The sequence below is a fragment of the Mariniphaga sediminis genome, from assembly GCF_003573545.1.
Taxonomy (GTDB): domain Bacteria; phylum Bacteroidota; class Bacteroidia; order Bacteroidales; family Prolixibacteraceae; genus Mariniphaga; species Mariniphaga sediminis.
This window is the reverse complement of the sequence record NZ_QWET01000002.1, coordinates 164,729-180,734: the sequence shown is the minus strand read 5'-3', so window position 1 is coordinate 180,734 and position 16,006 is coordinate 164,729. Positions and strand designations below refer to the sequence as shown.

General features: G+C 44.6%; 15 protein-coding genes. 12 read left to right on the top strand and 3 right to left on the bottom strand.

Translation table 11 applies throughout. From position 1 onward, the window contains the following. From D1164_RS03075 to D1164_RS03025, 11 genes are read left to right on the top strand one after another with little or no spacing between them, the layout of a single operon-like run. On the top strand, nucleotides 1-1,461 hold the full coding sequence (locus tag D1164_RS03075) for a UDP-N-acetylmuramoyl-L-alanyl-D-glutamate--2,6-diaminopimelate ligase (RefSeq protein WP_119348475.1): 1,461 nt from the start codon (nucleotides 1-3) through the stop codon (nucleotides 1,459-1,461). 13 nt (nucleotides 1,462-1,474) lie between these two features. Further along, nucleotides 1,475-2,725 carry a phospho-N-acetylmuramoyl-pentapeptide-transferase gene (mraY, locus tag D1164_RS03070; protein WP_119348474.1) on the top strand — a complete coding sequence of 417 codons (1,251 nt, stop codon included), beginning with the start codon at nucleotides 1,475-1,477 and terminating at the stop codon, nucleotides 2,723-2,725. A gap of 1 nt (nucleotide 2,726) precedes the next feature. Then, nucleotides 2,727-4,064 carry a UDP-N-acetylmuramoyl-L-alanine--D-glutamate ligase gene (gene murD, locus D1164_RS03065; RefSeq protein WP_119348473.1) on the top strand — a complete coding sequence of 446 codons (1,338 nt, stop codon included), beginning with the start codon at nucleotides 2,727-2,729 and terminating at the stop codon, nucleotides 4,062-4,064. Nucleotides 4,065-4,067: 3 nt separating this feature from the next. Further along, nucleotides 4,068-5,270 carry an FtsW/RodA/SpoVE family cell cycle protein gene (locus D1164_RS03060; RefSeq protein WP_119348472.1) on the top strand — a complete coding sequence of 401 codons (1,203 nt, stop codon included), beginning with the start codon at nucleotides 4,068-4,070 and terminating at the stop codon, nucleotides 5,268-5,270. Further along, the gene (gene murG, locus D1164_RS03055; protein WP_119348471.1) at nucleotides 5,267-6,367 is read left to right on the top strand and encodes an undecaprenyldiphospho-muramoylpentapeptide beta-N-acetylglucosaminyltransferase; all 1,101 of its coding nucleotides are present in this window, start codon (nucleotides 5,267-5,269) and stop codon (nucleotides 6,365-6,367) included. Before D1164_RS03060 ends, murG begins: the two co-directional genes overlap by 4 nt. Further along, the gene (murC, locus tag D1164_RS03050; RefSeq protein ID WP_119348470.1) at nucleotides 6,364-7,752 is read left to right on the top strand and encodes a UDP-N-acetylmuramate--L-alanine ligase; all 1,389 of its coding nucleotides are present in this window, start codon (nucleotides 6,364-6,366) and stop codon (nucleotides 7,750-7,752) included. The genes murG and murC overlap by 4 nt, the downstream gene beginning before the upstream one ends. Further along, entirely contained in the window at nucleotides 7,752-8,501 is a 750-nt protein-coding gene (locus D1164_RS03045) for a cell division protein FtsQ/DivIB (protein ID WP_119348469.1), read from the top strand. The genes murC and D1164_RS03045 overlap by 1 nt, the downstream gene beginning before the upstream one ends. A gap of 2 nt (nucleotides 8,502-8,503) precedes the next feature. Further along, the gene (gene ftsA, locus D1164_RS03040) at nucleotides 8,504-9,784 is read left to right on the top strand and encodes a cell division protein FtsA (protein WP_119348468.1); all 1,281 of its coding nucleotides are present in this window, start codon (nucleotides 8,504-8,506) and stop codon (nucleotides 9,782-9,784) included. Nucleotides 9,785-9,795: 11 nt separating this feature from the next. Beyond that, nucleotides 9,796-11,121 (top strand): cell division protein FtsZ, encoded by a 1,326-nt coding sequence (gene ftsZ / locus D1164_RS03035; RefSeq protein ID WP_119348467.1) that lies wholly within the window; start codon nucleotides 9,796-9,798, stop codon nucleotides 11,119-11,121. 28 nt (nucleotides 11,122-11,149) lie between these two features. Further along, nucleotides 11,150-12,544, top strand: coding sequence for a cell division protein FtsZ (gene ftsZ / locus D1164_RS03030; protein ID WP_119348466.1), 1,395 nt, complete (start codon nucleotides 11,150-11,152; stop codon nucleotides 12,542-12,544). 18 nt (nucleotides 12,545-12,562) lie between these two features. Then, complete coding sequence (locus tag D1164_RS03025; RefSeq protein WP_119348465.1) at nucleotides 12,563-13,012, top strand: GatB/YqeY domain-containing protein; 450 nt, start codon at nucleotides 12,563-12,565, stop codon at nucleotides 13,010-13,012. A 54-nt stretch (nucleotides 13,013-13,066) separates the two neighbouring features. On the opposite strand, the gene D1164_RS03020 is transcribed toward D1164_RS03025, so the two are convergent. The 3 genes from D1164_RS03020 to D1164_RS03010 all read right to left on the bottom strand — a co-directional run bounded on the left by D1164_RS03020 (nucleotide 13,067) and on the right by D1164_RS03010 (nucleotide 14,821). Then, nucleotides 13,067-13,414, bottom strand: a complete 348-nt coding sequence (locus D1164_RS03020; protein WP_119348464.1) for a hypothetical protein — start codon at nucleotides 13,412-13,414, stop codon at nucleotides 13,067-13,069. Between the two features lie 140 nt (nucleotides 13,415-13,554). Beyond that, the gene (locus D1164_RS03015) at nucleotides 13,555-14,268 is read right to left on the bottom strand and encodes a methionine synthase family protein (RefSeq protein WP_119348463.1); all 714 of its coding nucleotides are present in this window, start codon (nucleotides 14,266-14,268) and stop codon (nucleotides 13,555-13,557) included. 106 nt (nucleotides 14,269-14,374) lie between these two features. Then, on the bottom strand, nucleotides 14,375-14,821 hold the full coding sequence (locus D1164_RS03010) for a peptidylprolyl isomerase (protein WP_119348462.1): 447 nt from the start codon (nucleotides 14,819-14,821) through the stop codon (nucleotides 14,375-14,377). A gap of 279 nt (nucleotides 14,822-15,100) precedes the next feature. Between D1164_RS03010 and D1164_RS03005 the strand changes: the two genes are divergently transcribed. Continuing rightward, nucleotides 15,101-16,003 (top strand): sugar phosphate isomerase/epimerase family protein, encoded by a 903-nt coding sequence (locus D1164_RS03005; RefSeq protein WP_119348461.1) that lies wholly within the window; start codon nucleotides 15,101-15,103, stop codon nucleotides 16,001-16,003. The last annotated feature ends 3 nt before the right edge of the window (nucleotides 16,004-16,006 follow it).

Sequence of the window (16,006 nt, the reverse complement as noted above, 5' to 3'; positions counted from 1 at the left end):
ATGAAGTTAGAAGAACTGCTGAAACATATTGATTATTTAGAGGTTCGCGGGGATGCAAACCCGGAGGTAAAAGCTGTTGAGTTTGATTCGCGAAAGGTACAGCCGGGCACTGCTTTTGTTGCCCAGCGTGGCATCCATGTCGACGGGCACCGGTTTATTCCGGCAGCCTTGGAAAGCGGAGCTTCCGTTATTTTTTGCGAAGAGTTTCCGGTTGATAAAATGCCCGAAAATAGTGTGTTTGTGAAAGTGGCTGATACCATTCAGGTAACGGGGCTGCTGGCATCGGCATTTTATGGTTTCCCTTCCCGCAAAATGAAGGTAATAGGCATTACCGGCACCAACGGAAAAACAAGCATTGCTACCTTGCTGTTCCGGTTATTCAGGGAGCTGGGGTATAATACCGGACTTATTTCCACTATTTCTTACCGGATAAACGAAACCGAAGAAACAGCGTCGCACACTACGCCCGATGCATTAAAAATTCAGCAGTTGATGGCACAAATGGCAGATGCCGGCTGTGCATACTGTTTCATGGAAGTGAGCTCACATTCAGTTCATCAGCAACGGATTGCCGGCATTGAGTTTTCCGGCGGTGTGTTTACCAATATTACGCACGATCACCTCGACTATCATAAGACGTTTGCAGAATATATCCGGGCAAAACAACGGTTTTTCGACCAACTCCCTTCTGAGGCTTTTGCCCTGACCAACATCGATGATAAAAACGGATTGGTGATGGTGCAAAATTCAGAGGCACGGAAAATAACCTACTCCAACCGGGCAATGGCAGACTTCCGGTGTAAAGTGCTTGAAACTCATTTTAACGGCATGCTGCTTAACCTGGAGGGCCAGGAGGTATGGACCCGTTTTGTGGGGAAGTTCAATGCGTCTAACCTGCTGGCGGTTTATGCCGTTGCGGTGAACCTGGGACAGGATGCCGGGGAGGTGCTTACACATATTAGTAATCTCGAACCGGTAAAAGGGCGGTTTGAATCCATCCGGAGTGTTGACGGAAAGCTTGCCATCGTGGATTATGCCCACACACCCGACGCATTGAAAAATGTTTTGGTAGCTATTTCAGGTATCCGGACAGGAAAGGAGCAGGTTATTACTGTAGTTGGCGCCGGAGGCGACCGGGATAAAACCAAGCGCCCCGAGATGGCGAAAGAAGCTGTTTTGGGTAGCGACAAGGTTATTCTGACTTCAGACAATCCGCGGACTGAAAACCCGGCGCAAATTATCCGTGACATGGAAGCCGGTGTGGAAACTCTATATAAAAACAAGGTTGTTTCAATTGAAAACAGAAGGGAAGCCATTAAAACGGCATCCTTGCTTGCGCAGCCGGGAGATATTATTCTGATTGCCGGAAAAGGGCATGAAAATTACCAGGATGTAAATGGGGTGAAGCATCATTTTGACGATGTGGAAGAGATAAAAAAATGTTTTGGGATTGATGATTAACGATTAGAAAGATATGCTGTATTATTTGTATGAATGGCTAGCCGATACCAATATCCCCGGAGTGGGGATGTTTCAGTACATTTCGTTCCGGTCGGGGGCGGCCATTATTTTGTCGCTTTTCATAACCACCGCCTTTGGTAAAAAAATGATCCGCCTTCTGCAGCGAAAGCAAATTGGTGAAGAGGTGCGTGACCTTGGTTTGGAAGGGCAGGTGCAAAAAAAAGGAACCCCCACCATGGGAGGGTTAATCATCCTGTTTGCCATTATTCTGCCTACGCTGCTTTTTGCCCGGCTCGATAATGTTTATATTCTGCTCATGCTCATCACCACCGCTTTTCTGGGGCTTATTGGTTTTATCGACGACTACATTAAGGTATTCATGAAAAACAAACAGGGGCTCGCAGGAAAGTTCAAAATATTGGGACAGGTGAGCCTGGGATTGTTTGTGGCGGCCACCCTTTTTCTGAGCGATGATGTGAAAGTAAGAGAGAATGTGCAAAGTCCTACGGGTACCGATTTGCGTGAGATTGTAGTGGATCCGGAAACCGGGCAGCAGAGATTGCAGTATGTGACTGAGGATGTAAAATCGACCAAAACCACTATTCCGTTTATTAAAAAGAATGAATTTGATTATGAATGGCTGGTAGCATTTGCAGGAGATGCCGCTTCGTGGCTCAAATGGGTAATTTATGCTTTGGCCATCATATTAATTATTACCGCAGTTTCCAACGCAGCTAATTTAACTGACGGCCTCGACGGGCTGGCTACCGGAACCTCGGCCATTAGCGGGGCTACTCTGGGGATTTTGGCTTACGTGAGCGGGAACGTTATTTATTCTGATTACCTCAACATCATGTACATCCCCAATGTGGGTGAACTTACCATCTTTGTATCTGCATTTATCGGGGCCACCGTAGGTTTTTTATGGTACAACTCTTATCCGGCCCAGGTATTTATGGGCGACACAGGTAGCCTGGCATTGGGAGGCATTTTGGCTGTTTTTTCAGTTATTATCAGAAAAGAAATTCTGATTCCGTTGTTGTGTGGAATTTTTCTGGTTGAAAACCTGTCGGTTATTATTCAGGTAGCCTGGTTTAAATACACCAAACGTAAATACGGCGAAGGACGCCGGGTATTTTTAATGAGTCCCATTCACCATCATTATCAGAAGAAGGGCATTCACGAAGCAAAGATTGTTGCCCGTTTCTGGATTGTAGGGATCATTCTGGCAGTTCTAACAGTGGTAACCTTAAAAGTCAGGTAGTTTGAAAAAAAGTGTTGTCATATTGGGAGCAGGCGAAAGCGGATTGGGATCAGCCATCCTGGCGCAAAAACAGGGGTTTGCTGTGTTTGTTTCCGATCTGGGCAAAATAAAAGAGAAATACAAAAACGTTCTTTTACAACACCATATTGAGTTTGAAGAAGGGCAACATTCAGAAGAAAAAATTTTAAAAAGCGAAACCGTCATAAAAAGTCCCGGAATACCGGACACGGCTCCGCTGATTCAAAAGTTGCATAAAAATGGGATTCCGGTTATTTCCGAGATTGAATTTGCCGGAAGGTATACAAACGCTAAAACAATATGTATTACAGGAAGTAACGGGAAAACTACCACTACGCTGCTTACTTATCACATCCTGAAAAATGCAGGACTGAATGTGGGGCTGGCAGGAAATGTAGGAAAAAGTTTTGCCGGACAGGTTGCTAATGAACAGCACGATATATATGTGATTGAGCTGAGTAGTTTTCAACTTGATGGTATGTATGATTTTAAGGCCGATGTGGCGGTGTTGCTCAACATTACACCCGACCACCTCGACCGGTACGGTTACCATATGCAAAACTATGTTGATTCGAAGTTTCGCATTATTCAAAACCAGACAAAAAATGATTTTTTTATCTGTTGTTCCGATGATGAAATCATTCAAAAAGAATTAGAGAAAAGAGAGATAAAAGCTGCCTGCATCCCCTTTGGATTAAAAGATCCGGTTGAGCCGGGAGCAGGCATCTCAGACGAAAAATTGATTATAAATTTTAACCAAAAACAATTCAGTATGTCTATTCTGGATTTATCATTACAGGGAAAACACAACACTTACAATTCCATGGCTGCAGGCATTGCCAGTATGGTTTTTGAAATCCGCAACGAACAGCTTCGCGAGAGTCTGGCAGGGTTTCAGGGGGTAGAGCACCGGCTGGAGCGGTTTCTGAGGGTGCATGGAATTGAATTTGTGAATGACTCGAAAGCCACAAATGTAAATTCTACATGGTATGCGCTCGAAAGTATGCACAAACCCGTTGTATGGATTGCAGGGGGCATTGACAAGGGAAATGACTATTCCATGTTGAAATCGTTGGTAAAAGAAAAGGTGAAGGCAATTGTCTGCCTCGGAAAAGATAATTCGAAGTTGCATGCCGCTTTCGATACCGTAGCTAAAAATGTGGTGGATGCTTCCAGTATGGAAGAAGCAGTGAAAGCCGCCTACTACCTGGCCCGAAATGGTGATACCGTGTTACTGTCGCCTGCCTGCGCCAGTTTCGATTTGTTTGAAAATTATGAAGATCGTGGAAATCAGTTTAAAGAACAGGTAAGGAACTTGTAGATCATGCTTTTTCAATCCAAAATATTCAGGGGCGACCGCGTAATATGGATGGTATTGCTGCTACTCTCGCTGCTTTCCCTGCTAATTGTTTACAGTTCGACAGGAGCGCTGGCTTACAGACAAGCATCCGGGAATACGATGCATTTTCTTGTACGCCAGGTTTTTTTCCTTGGAGCAGGACTCGGGCTTATGCTGGTGATGGTCAATTTTCTCTCGGTTAAAATTTATTCTATTCTTGCCAATCTGCTGGTTTACATTAGTATTGGCCTGCTCCTGGTTTCGGTGGCTATGAAGTTTATGGGATTGTCAAGCGGTAGTGGGCGAACACTGGATTTGGGGATTATTTCTTTCCAGCCGGCGGAGTTGGCAAAAATATCTCTCATCCTTTTTACTGCCAAAGTATTGGGGAAATACCAAAAATCAAAGGGCGATTTGAAAAAGGCATTTTTAATTATTATCAGCCATGCCGCAGTGGTCTGCGGATTGATTTTCGTTTCCGATTTTTCTACCTCCGCACTGTTGTTTGCAACCATTTTTACGATGCTCTTCGTGGGCAGGGTCCCGCTAAAATTTTTATTTATTGTAGTAGGAATGGGAGTGGGAATTATTGCATTCACTTATTTTTTGGCCAGCCAGTTTCCTTCTGCTCCTGCCCGTGTTCACACGGTAAAAGGGCGTATTGACCGGTTTATTAACGGAGATCCCAATTCGGAACAGGGAATTACGCAAGCCGATTACGCCAAACTGGCCATTTACGAAGGGGGTATTTTTGGAAAAGGCCCGGGCCGATCAGATGTGAGTAATTACATGGCGGCTGCTTATAATGATTTTATTTTTGCGATTATCGTTGAAGAGTACGGATTACTGGCCGGAATTTTTGTGATGTTTCTGTATCTGATTTTCTTTTTCCGGAGTGTCGTCATTGTGCGCCGGGCCACCCGGACATTTCCGGCGTTTCTGGTTACGGGGCTTACCATGATGCTGGTATTTCAGGCCATGATTAATATTGGGGTTTCTTCCGGAGTATTGCCGGTAACCGGGCAGCCGCTGCCATGGGTGAGCCTTGGCGGAACTTCGCTGCTGTTTACGTCGGTGGCATTTGGATGTATTTTGAGTGTAAGTTATCAGAATCAAATAAATAGCGAAATACAAAAACCTCCGATTCAGGTGAATATGCCTGATGAGGATTTTGAGATGAATAAATGAAATTAAAAAAGGTTATAATAAGCGGTGGTGGCACCGGCGGGCACATTTTTCCTGCCCTGGCCATTGCAAACGAAATAGGCAGACGGTATCCCGGTGTTGAGATTTTGTTTGTGGGCGCTTTGGACCGCATGGAAATGGAGAAAGTCCCGGCTGCCGGGTATAAAATTATCGGGCTCCCGGTAACTGGTTTCCCACGGAAACCGGGGATGAAGATGATCACTTTTGTAGTTCGTTTAATGAAAAGTAATAAGCTGGCAAAAAAAATAATCAATCAATTTAAACCTCAAATTGCCATCGGCGTGGGGGGCTTTGCCAGCGGCCCTCTGCTCCGGGCAGCAGCTAACAAGGGGGTTCCTACCCTTATTCAGGAACAGAATTCATATGCGGGAATCACCAATAAATTATTGGGAAAAAAGGTGCAAACTATTTGTGTGGCATACGAAAATATGGCTCGTTATTTTCCCTCTCAAAAAATTGTGCTGACCGGGAATCCAGTGCGCGCCAGTTTACTGGAACAGATTGAAAATAAACAGGAAGCTTTTGATTATTTCAAACTGAAAAAGCCGGGGAAGGTGATACTTGTTGTGGGGGGAAGTTTGGGCGCACGGTCCGTTAATAATGCCATGCTAAAAAATATTCCGCTCATTGCCGATACGGATGTGGAAGTGATATGGCAAACGGGTTCCATTTATTATCGCGGGATTATGGATAAAATGAAGGACGCTATTCCTTCCAATCTGCATATTCATGAGTTCCTTTCACGAATGGATTTGGCCTATGCTGCAGCGGATATGGTCATTTCGAGGGCCGGTGCCGGAACTATTTCGGAACTTTGCCTGGTGGGAAAACCTGCCATTCTGGTGCCTTCACCCAACGTGGCAGAGGATCACCAGACTAAGAATGCCCGGGCGCTTGCCGATAAAGGGGCTGCCCTGATGATTCCTGATAGCGAAATAGACGAAAAATTGTTGCCTGAGGCTATCCGGCTGATAAATACCCCGGAGGAGCATAACGAATTTTCAAAGAATATAAAACTGCTGGCACGGCCAAAAGCTACGCAGCATATTGTAGATGAGGTAGAAAAGTTATTGAAATGACAAATAACCTTCGAAATATAAAGAATGTGTATTTCCTCGGAATCGGGGGGATTGGAATGAGTGCGCTTGCCCGTTACTTTAAGTTTTCGGGCAGGAATGTGGCCGGCTATGACCGAACCCGCACCGCACTTACCGACGCCTTGCAGGCCGAGGGAATTGATGTGCATTATGAAGACGACATCCGGAAGATTCCTTCCAGTTGGAATCCTGAAGAGACACTTGCTGTTTTTACACCGGCGCTGCCACACGATCATGGTGAGCTTACCTGGTTCCGGGAAAAACCTATTGGATTGTTAAAACGCGCCAAGGTGCTCGGACTTGTTTGTAATGAAAAAAGCTGTATTGCTGTGGCCGGTACCCATGGAAAAACAACCGTAAGCACCATGACGGCTACCATTCTTCAAAAATCAGAAGCCGGATGTGGAGCCTTTTTGGGAGGAATTTCAAAAAATTTTGGGAGCAATTTATTGCTGCCTCCTGAAAATTCACCCTGGATTGTAGCCGAAGCGGATGAGTTTGACCGGTCGTTTCTGCACCTGGAACCACAACTGGCGCTGGTAACTTCACTGGATGCCGACCACCTTGATATTTACGGCGACAAAGCAAAAATTCAGGAATCGTTCGGAAAATTTATTTCCCAGATAAAACCGGGCGGAAAACTGGTAGTGAAAAAAGGAGTAGAGTTGGATACACAAAAAACAAGTGCACAGGTATTTACTTACTCGCTGAAAGAGGATGCCGACTTTACTACTCAAAATTTGCATTTGAGTGAAGAAGGAGGATATTATTGTTTCGATTTGAAGTCGCCCGATGGAATCATTGCCCATTGCAGGTTGAATTATCCGGGACTGGTGAATGTGGAAAATGCAGTGGCTGCTTCAGCGCTGGCTTTGCTCGCGGGAGCTTCTGCCGACGATATTAAAAACGGACTGGAAGATTACCAGGGAGTAGTGCGCCGGTTCGATGTCAGGTACAAGAGCGAAAACCAGGTTTACATCGACGATTATGCCCATCACCCGGCAGAGCTTTCGGCTGTAATTAATTCGTTGAAAGCGTTGTACCCAAACCGGAAGATAACGGGTATTTTTCAGCCGCACCTTTATTCGCGTACCCGTGATTTTGCGGCCGAATTTGCCGCCAGTCTTGATTTACTGGACGAAGCTGTACTGGTGCCGCTTTACCCGGCTCGCGAGGAACCAATACCCGGAGTCTCTTCTGCATTGATTTTTGAAAAAATGAAGACAGAAAAGAAGTTTCTGGTTGAAAAAAGTGAAGTGCCGGAGTTATTAAGGGAAAGGCCTACGGAGATCGTAATTACCCTGGGTGCCGGGGATATTGACGGAATTGCAAATCAAATAACAGAAGTATTAAAAAGTAAAAGCTAATGTTGCGAAAGTCACTGAAATTTGTAGGTTACCTGTTGTTGATCGCGTTTATCGTGGTTACACTGTCCTTTTCTTCAAAGGAAAGCAGGAATGTGACATGCCGCAATATTCAGGTTGAATTCAGAAAAAATGAGTTAATAAAAATAAGTGAAAGTGAAATTACCCGGTTGGTCAGGGCGGCGGACGACCAGCTTATTGGAAGGGAATTACGACAAATAAATGCCGATTTTATAGAAAAGGAGGTGGAGAAACACCAGGCAATCCTGAAAGCGGAGGTTTACAAAGTGATTGCAAAAGACAGTACCTCTTACAAAGGGATTTTGGGTGTGCGGATAAGACATCGGGAACCAGCAGTGCGGATTATGTCGTCAGCAGGAAATTATTACCTTGATAAGGAGGGGGAACAAATTCCTGTTTCATCCAGTTACACGGCCAACGTTTTGGTGGCCACCGGGTACTTTTCAGAACAGTTTGCAAAAGAAAAACTGCTGCCTTTTATCCTTTTTATTGAAGACAATCCGTTTTGGAAGGCGCAGGTTGAACAGGTACACGTGGAGCGGGACGGTAATTTGTTGCTGACTCCTCTTGTTGGCGATCACCTCATTGAGTTGGGAACGCTGGATAATTACCCGGAAAAGCTAAGAAATATGAAGGCTTTTTATGAACAGGTAATGGTACGGAATAACTGGGATAAATACCAGACAATAAGTGTGAAATATAAAAATCAGGTAATAGCGAAAAAAAGATAAACATGGCTTCAAAAACAAATTTTTCAGTAGTAATCGATGTGGGCACATCTAAACTGGCAGCCTTCGCCGGGCAGAAAAACCAGGAGGGTAAAGTTGAAATTCTGGGGGCGGCAAAAGCGCCGGTTAAAGGAATTAAAAGAGGTGTTGTGCTGAATATTGACGAAGCCGCTTCTTCGGTCGAACAGGTACTGGAAGAAATCCAGCAGCAGATTGAGGGAGAGATTTCGAAAGTTCACATAGCATATGCCGGTCAGCCCATGAAAATATTTGAACATAAAGGCTACCGGTTTACTTCAGGCGAAGGGGTGGTTACCCAGTTTGATGTGGATGAGCTTTTCAGGGAGGCCCAAAACCTGCAGGTGGAGCAGGATTTCAAAATTCTTCACATCATTCCGCAGATGTATATTATTGATGGAGAAGTTTCCGACCTTAGCCCGGTAGGAATTACAGGAAAGAAGATTGAAGCCACTTTCAAACTGATAACTGTTCCTGAAATTCATTTGACTAACTTTAGTCGCGTGCTGAGCAAAAACGGCGTGGAAATGGGAGACGTAATCTTGTCGCCCCTTGCTGCGGGAGAAGCTGCCCTGTCAGATGATGAAAAAGAAATGGGCGCTATTTTGCTCGACATTGGCGCCGGAACCACCAAACTGGCAGTGTATCATGAAGGAACAATGATTCATACGGCTATCATCCCTTTTGGGGGTGACGTAATTACCCGGGATATTAAAGAAGGGTGTTCTATCCTTCCCAAATGGGCTGAACAACTGAAGGTTCAGTACGGACAGGCGTTGGGCGACTTTGCCGACGACCGGAAAGTAGTGACCATTCCGGGGCATAATGGCTGGGAACCCAAGGAAATCTCATTCCGGAGCCTTGCTTTTATTATTCAGGCCCGTATGGAAGAGATTATCGACAGTGTTTATTTTCAGGTTGAAAAATCGGGTATTGCCGATCAATTGGGATCGGGAATCGTTATTTCCGGAGGAACGGCCGGATTAAATAACCTGGTTTCGCTGGTAAAATTTCGTACCGGAATGGATGCCCGGCAAGCATTCCCGGTATTCAGACCAGTGAATAAACCGAAAGACTTTGTGAATTCAGATTACCTGACAGCATTGGGGATGTTGAGAATGGTGCTGGAGAAAGCTGAACCAGCTCCGAAGGAGAAGAAAAAAGTAGTAAAAAAGAAAAAGGAAAGCAGGTTTTCACCCTGGTTTAAAGGTGTCGTTCAAGGAGTCCTCGATTATGTTGACGACGACGACGATGTTGCACTCAATTAAAAAATGACGATATGACCGAACTAGTAAACTTTCAATTTCCAAAAGCTTCATCTTCCATCATAAAAGTGATTGGAGTGGGTGGAGGTGGCTGCAATGCGGTCAGTCATATGTTTGAAGAGGGAATTACCGGCGTTGATTTTATCATTTGTAATACCGATGCCCAGGCAATGGAGAACAGCCCGGTGCCGGTAAAAATACAGCTTGGGGTCACCCTCACCGAAGGACGAGGCGCCGGCAATCTTCCGCAAATGGGAGAAGAGGCTGCCCGTGAAAATTATGAAGATATTAAAAACGTACTGCAGGAAAACACCAAAATGCTTTTTATTACAGCCGGAATGGGAGGCGGTACCGGAACTGGTGCGGCGCCTGTAATTGCCGGACTTGCCCGTGAACTCGGTATTCTTACCATTGCTGTGGTAACGGTACCTTCCCCGGCCGAAGGCAAAAAAAGATTTGGGCAGGCCATGGAAGGTATTAAAAAGCTGGGTGGTTTTGTTGACAGTATGCTCGTGGTAAGCAACCAGAGGCTTCACAGCATTTTTGGTGATCTGCCTGCCCGCAAGGCTTTTAAAATGGCCGATAACATTGTGGCCACTGCTGTGAAAGGGGTGGCAGAAATCATTACCCTTCACGGGAATGTAAATATTGATTTTACGGATGTATACACCGTTATGCACGACAGCCATGTTTTTATAATGGGCACTGGTTTGTCTTCCGGAGAAGGGAGGTCTATTAAAGCAGTGAACGAGGCACTTGAGTCGCCCCTGCTTGACAGCAACGATATTTACGGAACAAAAAATATTTTGCTCAATATTATCTCGGGTAAAGATGAAATCACCATTGGTGAGATTGGTGAAATTATTGAAACCTTGCAGGAACGGGCAGGGCAGGAGGCCGACATTATTTGGGGGAATGGGTACGACGAGAATTTGGGAGAGAATGTGAGTGTCACTATCCTGGCTACCGGTTTTAAAACCAATCCGAACCAGTTACTTCAACCCAAAGAAGAGCCTGAAAAATTTAATTTGGAAGAGGAGAAAGAAAATGAGACCGCCCTGTTGGAAGAATCTGTCGATTCCAAAGAAATGGAGCCGGCAGAGATGGTTTTCGAAATGGAGATGGAAGGAAATGGAAGGAAGATAGTTGCCGGTTCAGTTGGTTCCAAAAGTGGAAAAGGAGACAGGGAGGAAATTCCGGTTTCGAAAAAAAGAAAAGTGAGAAAGAAAAGAGCAAAAGCTGATGAGCCTGTGAACCAGGGAAGTATTGATAGCTGGTTTTACAAAAATTTCAGACTCGGCAGGTTGTTTGAAGATGATGATCAGCCGTTGGAGGGATAATATGAGTTTAACCTGAAAAAACAACGAGATGACAGAGAAGATGGCTAATTTTAGTTTACCGGAAAATACGGGCGCTGCGATAAAAGTTGTTGGTGTTGGCGGCGGTGGCGGAAATGCTTTAAATTATATGTTTAAACAAGGAATTCACGATGTGGATTTTGTTGTTTGTAATACCGATGCGCAGGCGTTGGAAGCCAGCCCGGTTCCAATAAAAGTTCAGTTGGGATCGGCGCTTACCGAAGGACGTGGTGCCGGAAATAAACCAGAGGTGGGAAAACAGGCGGCACTTGAAAACATTGAGGATGTAAAGCAGGCGCTTTCGCAAAAAACCAAAATGGTGTTTGTTACTGCGGGAATGGGAGGTGGCACGGGCACCGGAGGAGCACCGGTTATTGCCGAGGCCTGCAACGCGCAGGGGTATCTTACCGTGGGTATTGTTACCATTCCGTTCCGGAATGAAGGGAAGCGCAGAATAAAGCAGGCGGTGGAAGGAATTTCCGAGATGGAGAAACATGTGGACGCTTTGCTGATAATAAATAATGAAAGGATTCGCGAAATGTACGGGGATTTTGGAATCTCGGAAGCGTTTTCAAAAGCCGATAATGTGCTGGCTACCGCGGCTAAGGGGATTGCAGAAATAATTACCGTACCGGGGTATATTAACGTCGATTTTGCTGATGTGGAAACCGTGATGCGTAAAAGTGGGCTGGCACTGATGGGAACAGGCATTGCCAGTGGAAAAGACCGGGCTGCCGAAGCGGTTGAGAAAGCGCTCAACTCGCCGTTGCTCAATAACAATGATATTCGTGGAGCAAAGAATATTTTACTCAATATTACTTCCGGGACTCAGGAGGTAACAATGGATGAAGTGGGAGTAATTACGGATTACCTTCAGAATAAAGCAGGTTTTGAAGCCGACCTCATTTGGGGAAACGGAAAAGATGAAAGTCTTGGAGAGGAAATTTCAGTCACTCTCATTGCAACCGGGTTTGGTAAGAGTTCCATTGCTGAATTTACGGGTGAAAGAAAAATGGAAAAAGAAACCCATCAATTAAAAGAGGATGTGGAAGAGAAGCAGCCGGTGAAACCTGCTGTGCCTGTTTCAACGAAAAGCACGGTAGCCACAGATCAGACAACATTTCATTTTAACGGTACAGAAGAGACACAGGAAGAGGATTTGGAGTTTGAAGTGTTGTATCCCAAAACAATGAAAGAACGCAAAAGCTCGACCGATAATTCGCGGATGGACTTTGCTTCTGCCTCGGATGAAGATCTGGATGAACTGGAAAATATTCCGGCTTATAAACGGCGGCAGTTACGAATGAACGACCCGAAGTACAAGAAAAAACTTTCCAATTATTCAGTTACCAGTGAAAATAAACTGACCGATAAAAATTCATACCTTCACGGACAGGTTGATTAATATAAAAAATAGAAGGATATGTCACTTTTTGAACAAATTAACAACGATTTAAAGGCAGCGATGAAAGCCCGTGAAAAAGCGAAGCTGGAAGCCTTAAGAAACATCAAGAAGGTAATGATTGAAGCCCGGGCTGCTAAAGGAGCCGGCTCAGAACTAACCGATGAGGAGTCGCTGAAAATTATTGCCAAACTGGCCAAACAGGGTACCGACTCTGCGGCCATTTATAAAGAGCAGGGCAGGGAGGAGCTTTTTAATGAGGAGATGGTACAAGTAGCCGTTTATGAACAATACCTGCCTGAAAAACTTTCCGGAGAAGAGCTTGTCAACGTGATAAAAGCCATTATCGAGAAAACCGGTGCATCTTCTATGAAAGACATGGGGAAAGTAATGGGTTTAGCCACAAAAGAACTGGCCGGGAAAGCAGAAGGGGCTGACGTTGCTGCAAAAGTGAAGGAGTTATTGTCTTAAAATAACCATTATCAACCGGTTGGGATTGGGAGGCGGTGTGGTGCGAAAACGGATTTAATCGTCATCGTCACCCCCGTCATCGTCAGAAATCTGGTCTGCCACGTGGTCTAAATCAGCGTACTTATCTTCGTAGTCCTGCTTGACTTCGTCCTTCAGAAAACCATCTTCGTCAAAATCTTCGTCCTCATCCACAATCTGAATGGCTTCATTCTCGGTCATCCGGAGCATATAGTATTTGTCTTCGGTTTCAAATGGCAGGGCTGTTACTTTGATGCCGTTTTTGTCGAAAAAATGGATGAGGTTTTCTGCAAAGCCTTCAGAGTAAACCAGTTTTATCTGTTCCTGTAAATCTTTGTCGAGCTTATTGTAATCCTTTATTATCTTTGGTTTGTTAGGCGCCATAGTCAAAAAATTTTGTTTTTCTTTCGTATTTATTATCAAATATCATCACTCCTTCAAGTTTTGTTCAGCGAAACAGTTGTTGTTCACCTACACAAATAACAACAGCAAATAAATAGTATCCTTTTGATATTTGCAACAGTTCAAAGATTTTTTTTGGCTTTTTTACGGCGCCTTATTTTTCCGTAAATGCATTGTTGGTCAGTACACCCGCTGCATTGATAACCTGTTTGTTTGCAGTTGGTTCCGATTCCGATGATGCCACTTGCCGATTTAATGGGGTTCATCAGTGATGATTCCGAGAGGGAAATACCGCAAAAATCCGGAGGCAGCAAGGCAAAGAGTTTTTGTTGTTCGGCTACACTCCAGTTGCAGTAGCCTGGCGAAAAGGAATCGGTAATTCCCAGACCAGACGGTGCCACTTTTTCCAGAATTTTTTCCTGTATTTTATTGGCGGCTTTCTCCACCGTTACCGAACCGATGATATCTGTTACAAAGGCCAACAAATCATCGCCTTTGGAAGACAATTGTTTTGAAAGCTCCGAAATTCCTATTCCGGCGGTGCAGACAAAGAGCGCTGCCTGCGAGGTGTTTTTAAACCGGGAGACCACGTTTTTTCCGGGAGAAAACAATTGGTCCCCGATTCGTATTGTTTCGTTGGCCTGGTTGGCTTCTACTGCATCAAAAATCTGATACCCGCCTTTGATTTGACAATAGCCGGGAGCCATTTCCAGTCCTTCTTTTATCAATAAGGGAAAAGGTTCAGGCGACTCTCCCGGTTCAAAGCCCATTAGCTCTTCGATTTCTCCCGGAGAAATGCCAAGGTCTTTAAAATGGAAATGAAAAAGATTGTTCATTTTTACAAGAGGAGTGGTCGCTTTTGCCTTTTCAAACCAATCTTTATTTATTAAGATAGAACCTTTCCCTTTAATTGTAATTCATTTTAGGAAAGGCTATTGTCTTTCAATCCTCGAAAATTTCAATTTTTTCGATTAAATCGCCGGAACGGATAGCATCGATTACTTCCAGTCCTTCCACTACTTTTCCAAAGCAGGTATGGTGTCCGTCCAGGTGTTGGGTATTTGTTCTGTTGTGACAAATGAAAAATTGAGATCCCCCTGTGTTTTTACCGGCGTGCGCCATTGAAAGTACTCCGCGATCGTGGTACTGGTTTTCTCCGTTGGTTTCACAGGGAATGGAATATCCCGGGCCTCCGGCACCAGTGCCATCGGGGCAACCACCCTGAATCACAAAATTGGGGACCACCCGGTGAAAAGTCAGCCCGTCGTAGAACCCGTCTTTCGAAAGTTTTACAAAATTGGCCACGGTTCCGGGCGCATCTGCATCATAAAAATCTACTTTCATCACTCCTTTTGCGGTATGGATGGCTGCTTTTGTCGTCTGTGTCATACTGTTTTTATTAAAATACGGCGCAAAAGTAAAAAATTCCGGGATATTTTTTTTGTTTCGGGGGATGTAGTATGCACGGGAGGTTAATTCTACATCGAAATATTCCCTTAACCGAAAGATTTATTCGTTTTACCTACCCTTTGGTGAAATCTGACAGATTTTTGATTTTTACTGTGGGGCCGGGGGATAAAAAGGGAAAAATCGGTTTCTTATTTAGCCTGTCAGAATAGAATTATTAATATCTTTGGGCTTAATATAAATAAGCTAAACCGTTAATTAATGGATTCATTATCAAAACAAACAAGAAGAAATTTTCTCCGGGATTTGTCTCTTTTAAGCGGAATGGCGGTACTCCCGGGCAGTTTGCTGGCAGGCTGTGCAAAAGTTCCCGGTTCTAAAATGAAGTTAGGATTGGTAACTTACCAGTGGGCAAAGGATTGGGATATTCCTACAATCATTAAGAATTGTACAGAAGCCAACATTGGTGGCGTGGAACTTCGGGTGGAACACGCTCACGGAGTTACACTGGAACTTTCCAAAGCTGAACGGGAAGAAGTAAGAAAGCAATTTGCTGATACCCCGGTTGAGGTAATTGGTATGGGGACCAATGAGCAATATGACTGGCCCGATCCAGCCAGGCTCAGAGAGTCGATTGAAACAACCAAGGCGTGGTTGCAGTTGAGTAAAGATATTGGCGGATCAGGAGTAAAAGTGAAGCCCAACCAGTTTCATGAAGGGATTTCTCAGGAACAAACCCTGGAGCAAATTGGGAAAGCACTCGACGAATTAGGCCGTTATGCGTTGGACATGGGGCAGCAAATAAGGCTTGAAGTGCATGGCCGGGGAACACAACAATTGCCCCATATTAAAACAATTATGGATTATGTGCAAAACGATGGCTCTACTGTTTGCTGGAACAGTAATGATCAGGATTTGGATGGGGAGGGCCTTGAATACAACTTTAACCTGGTGAAGGATCGTTTTGGTGATATATGCCATGTACGCGAGTTTAATGTGGGCAATTATCCTTATCAGCAGTTGATGGATTTGTTTGTTGGAATGGACTACAAAGGGTGGGTTTTGCTCGAATGCCGTACCAACCCGGATGATAAAGTTGCCGCACTGAAGGAACAACGGCAGTTATGGGAAGAAATGATTGCCAAAGCCCAGGGAAAATTGTAACAA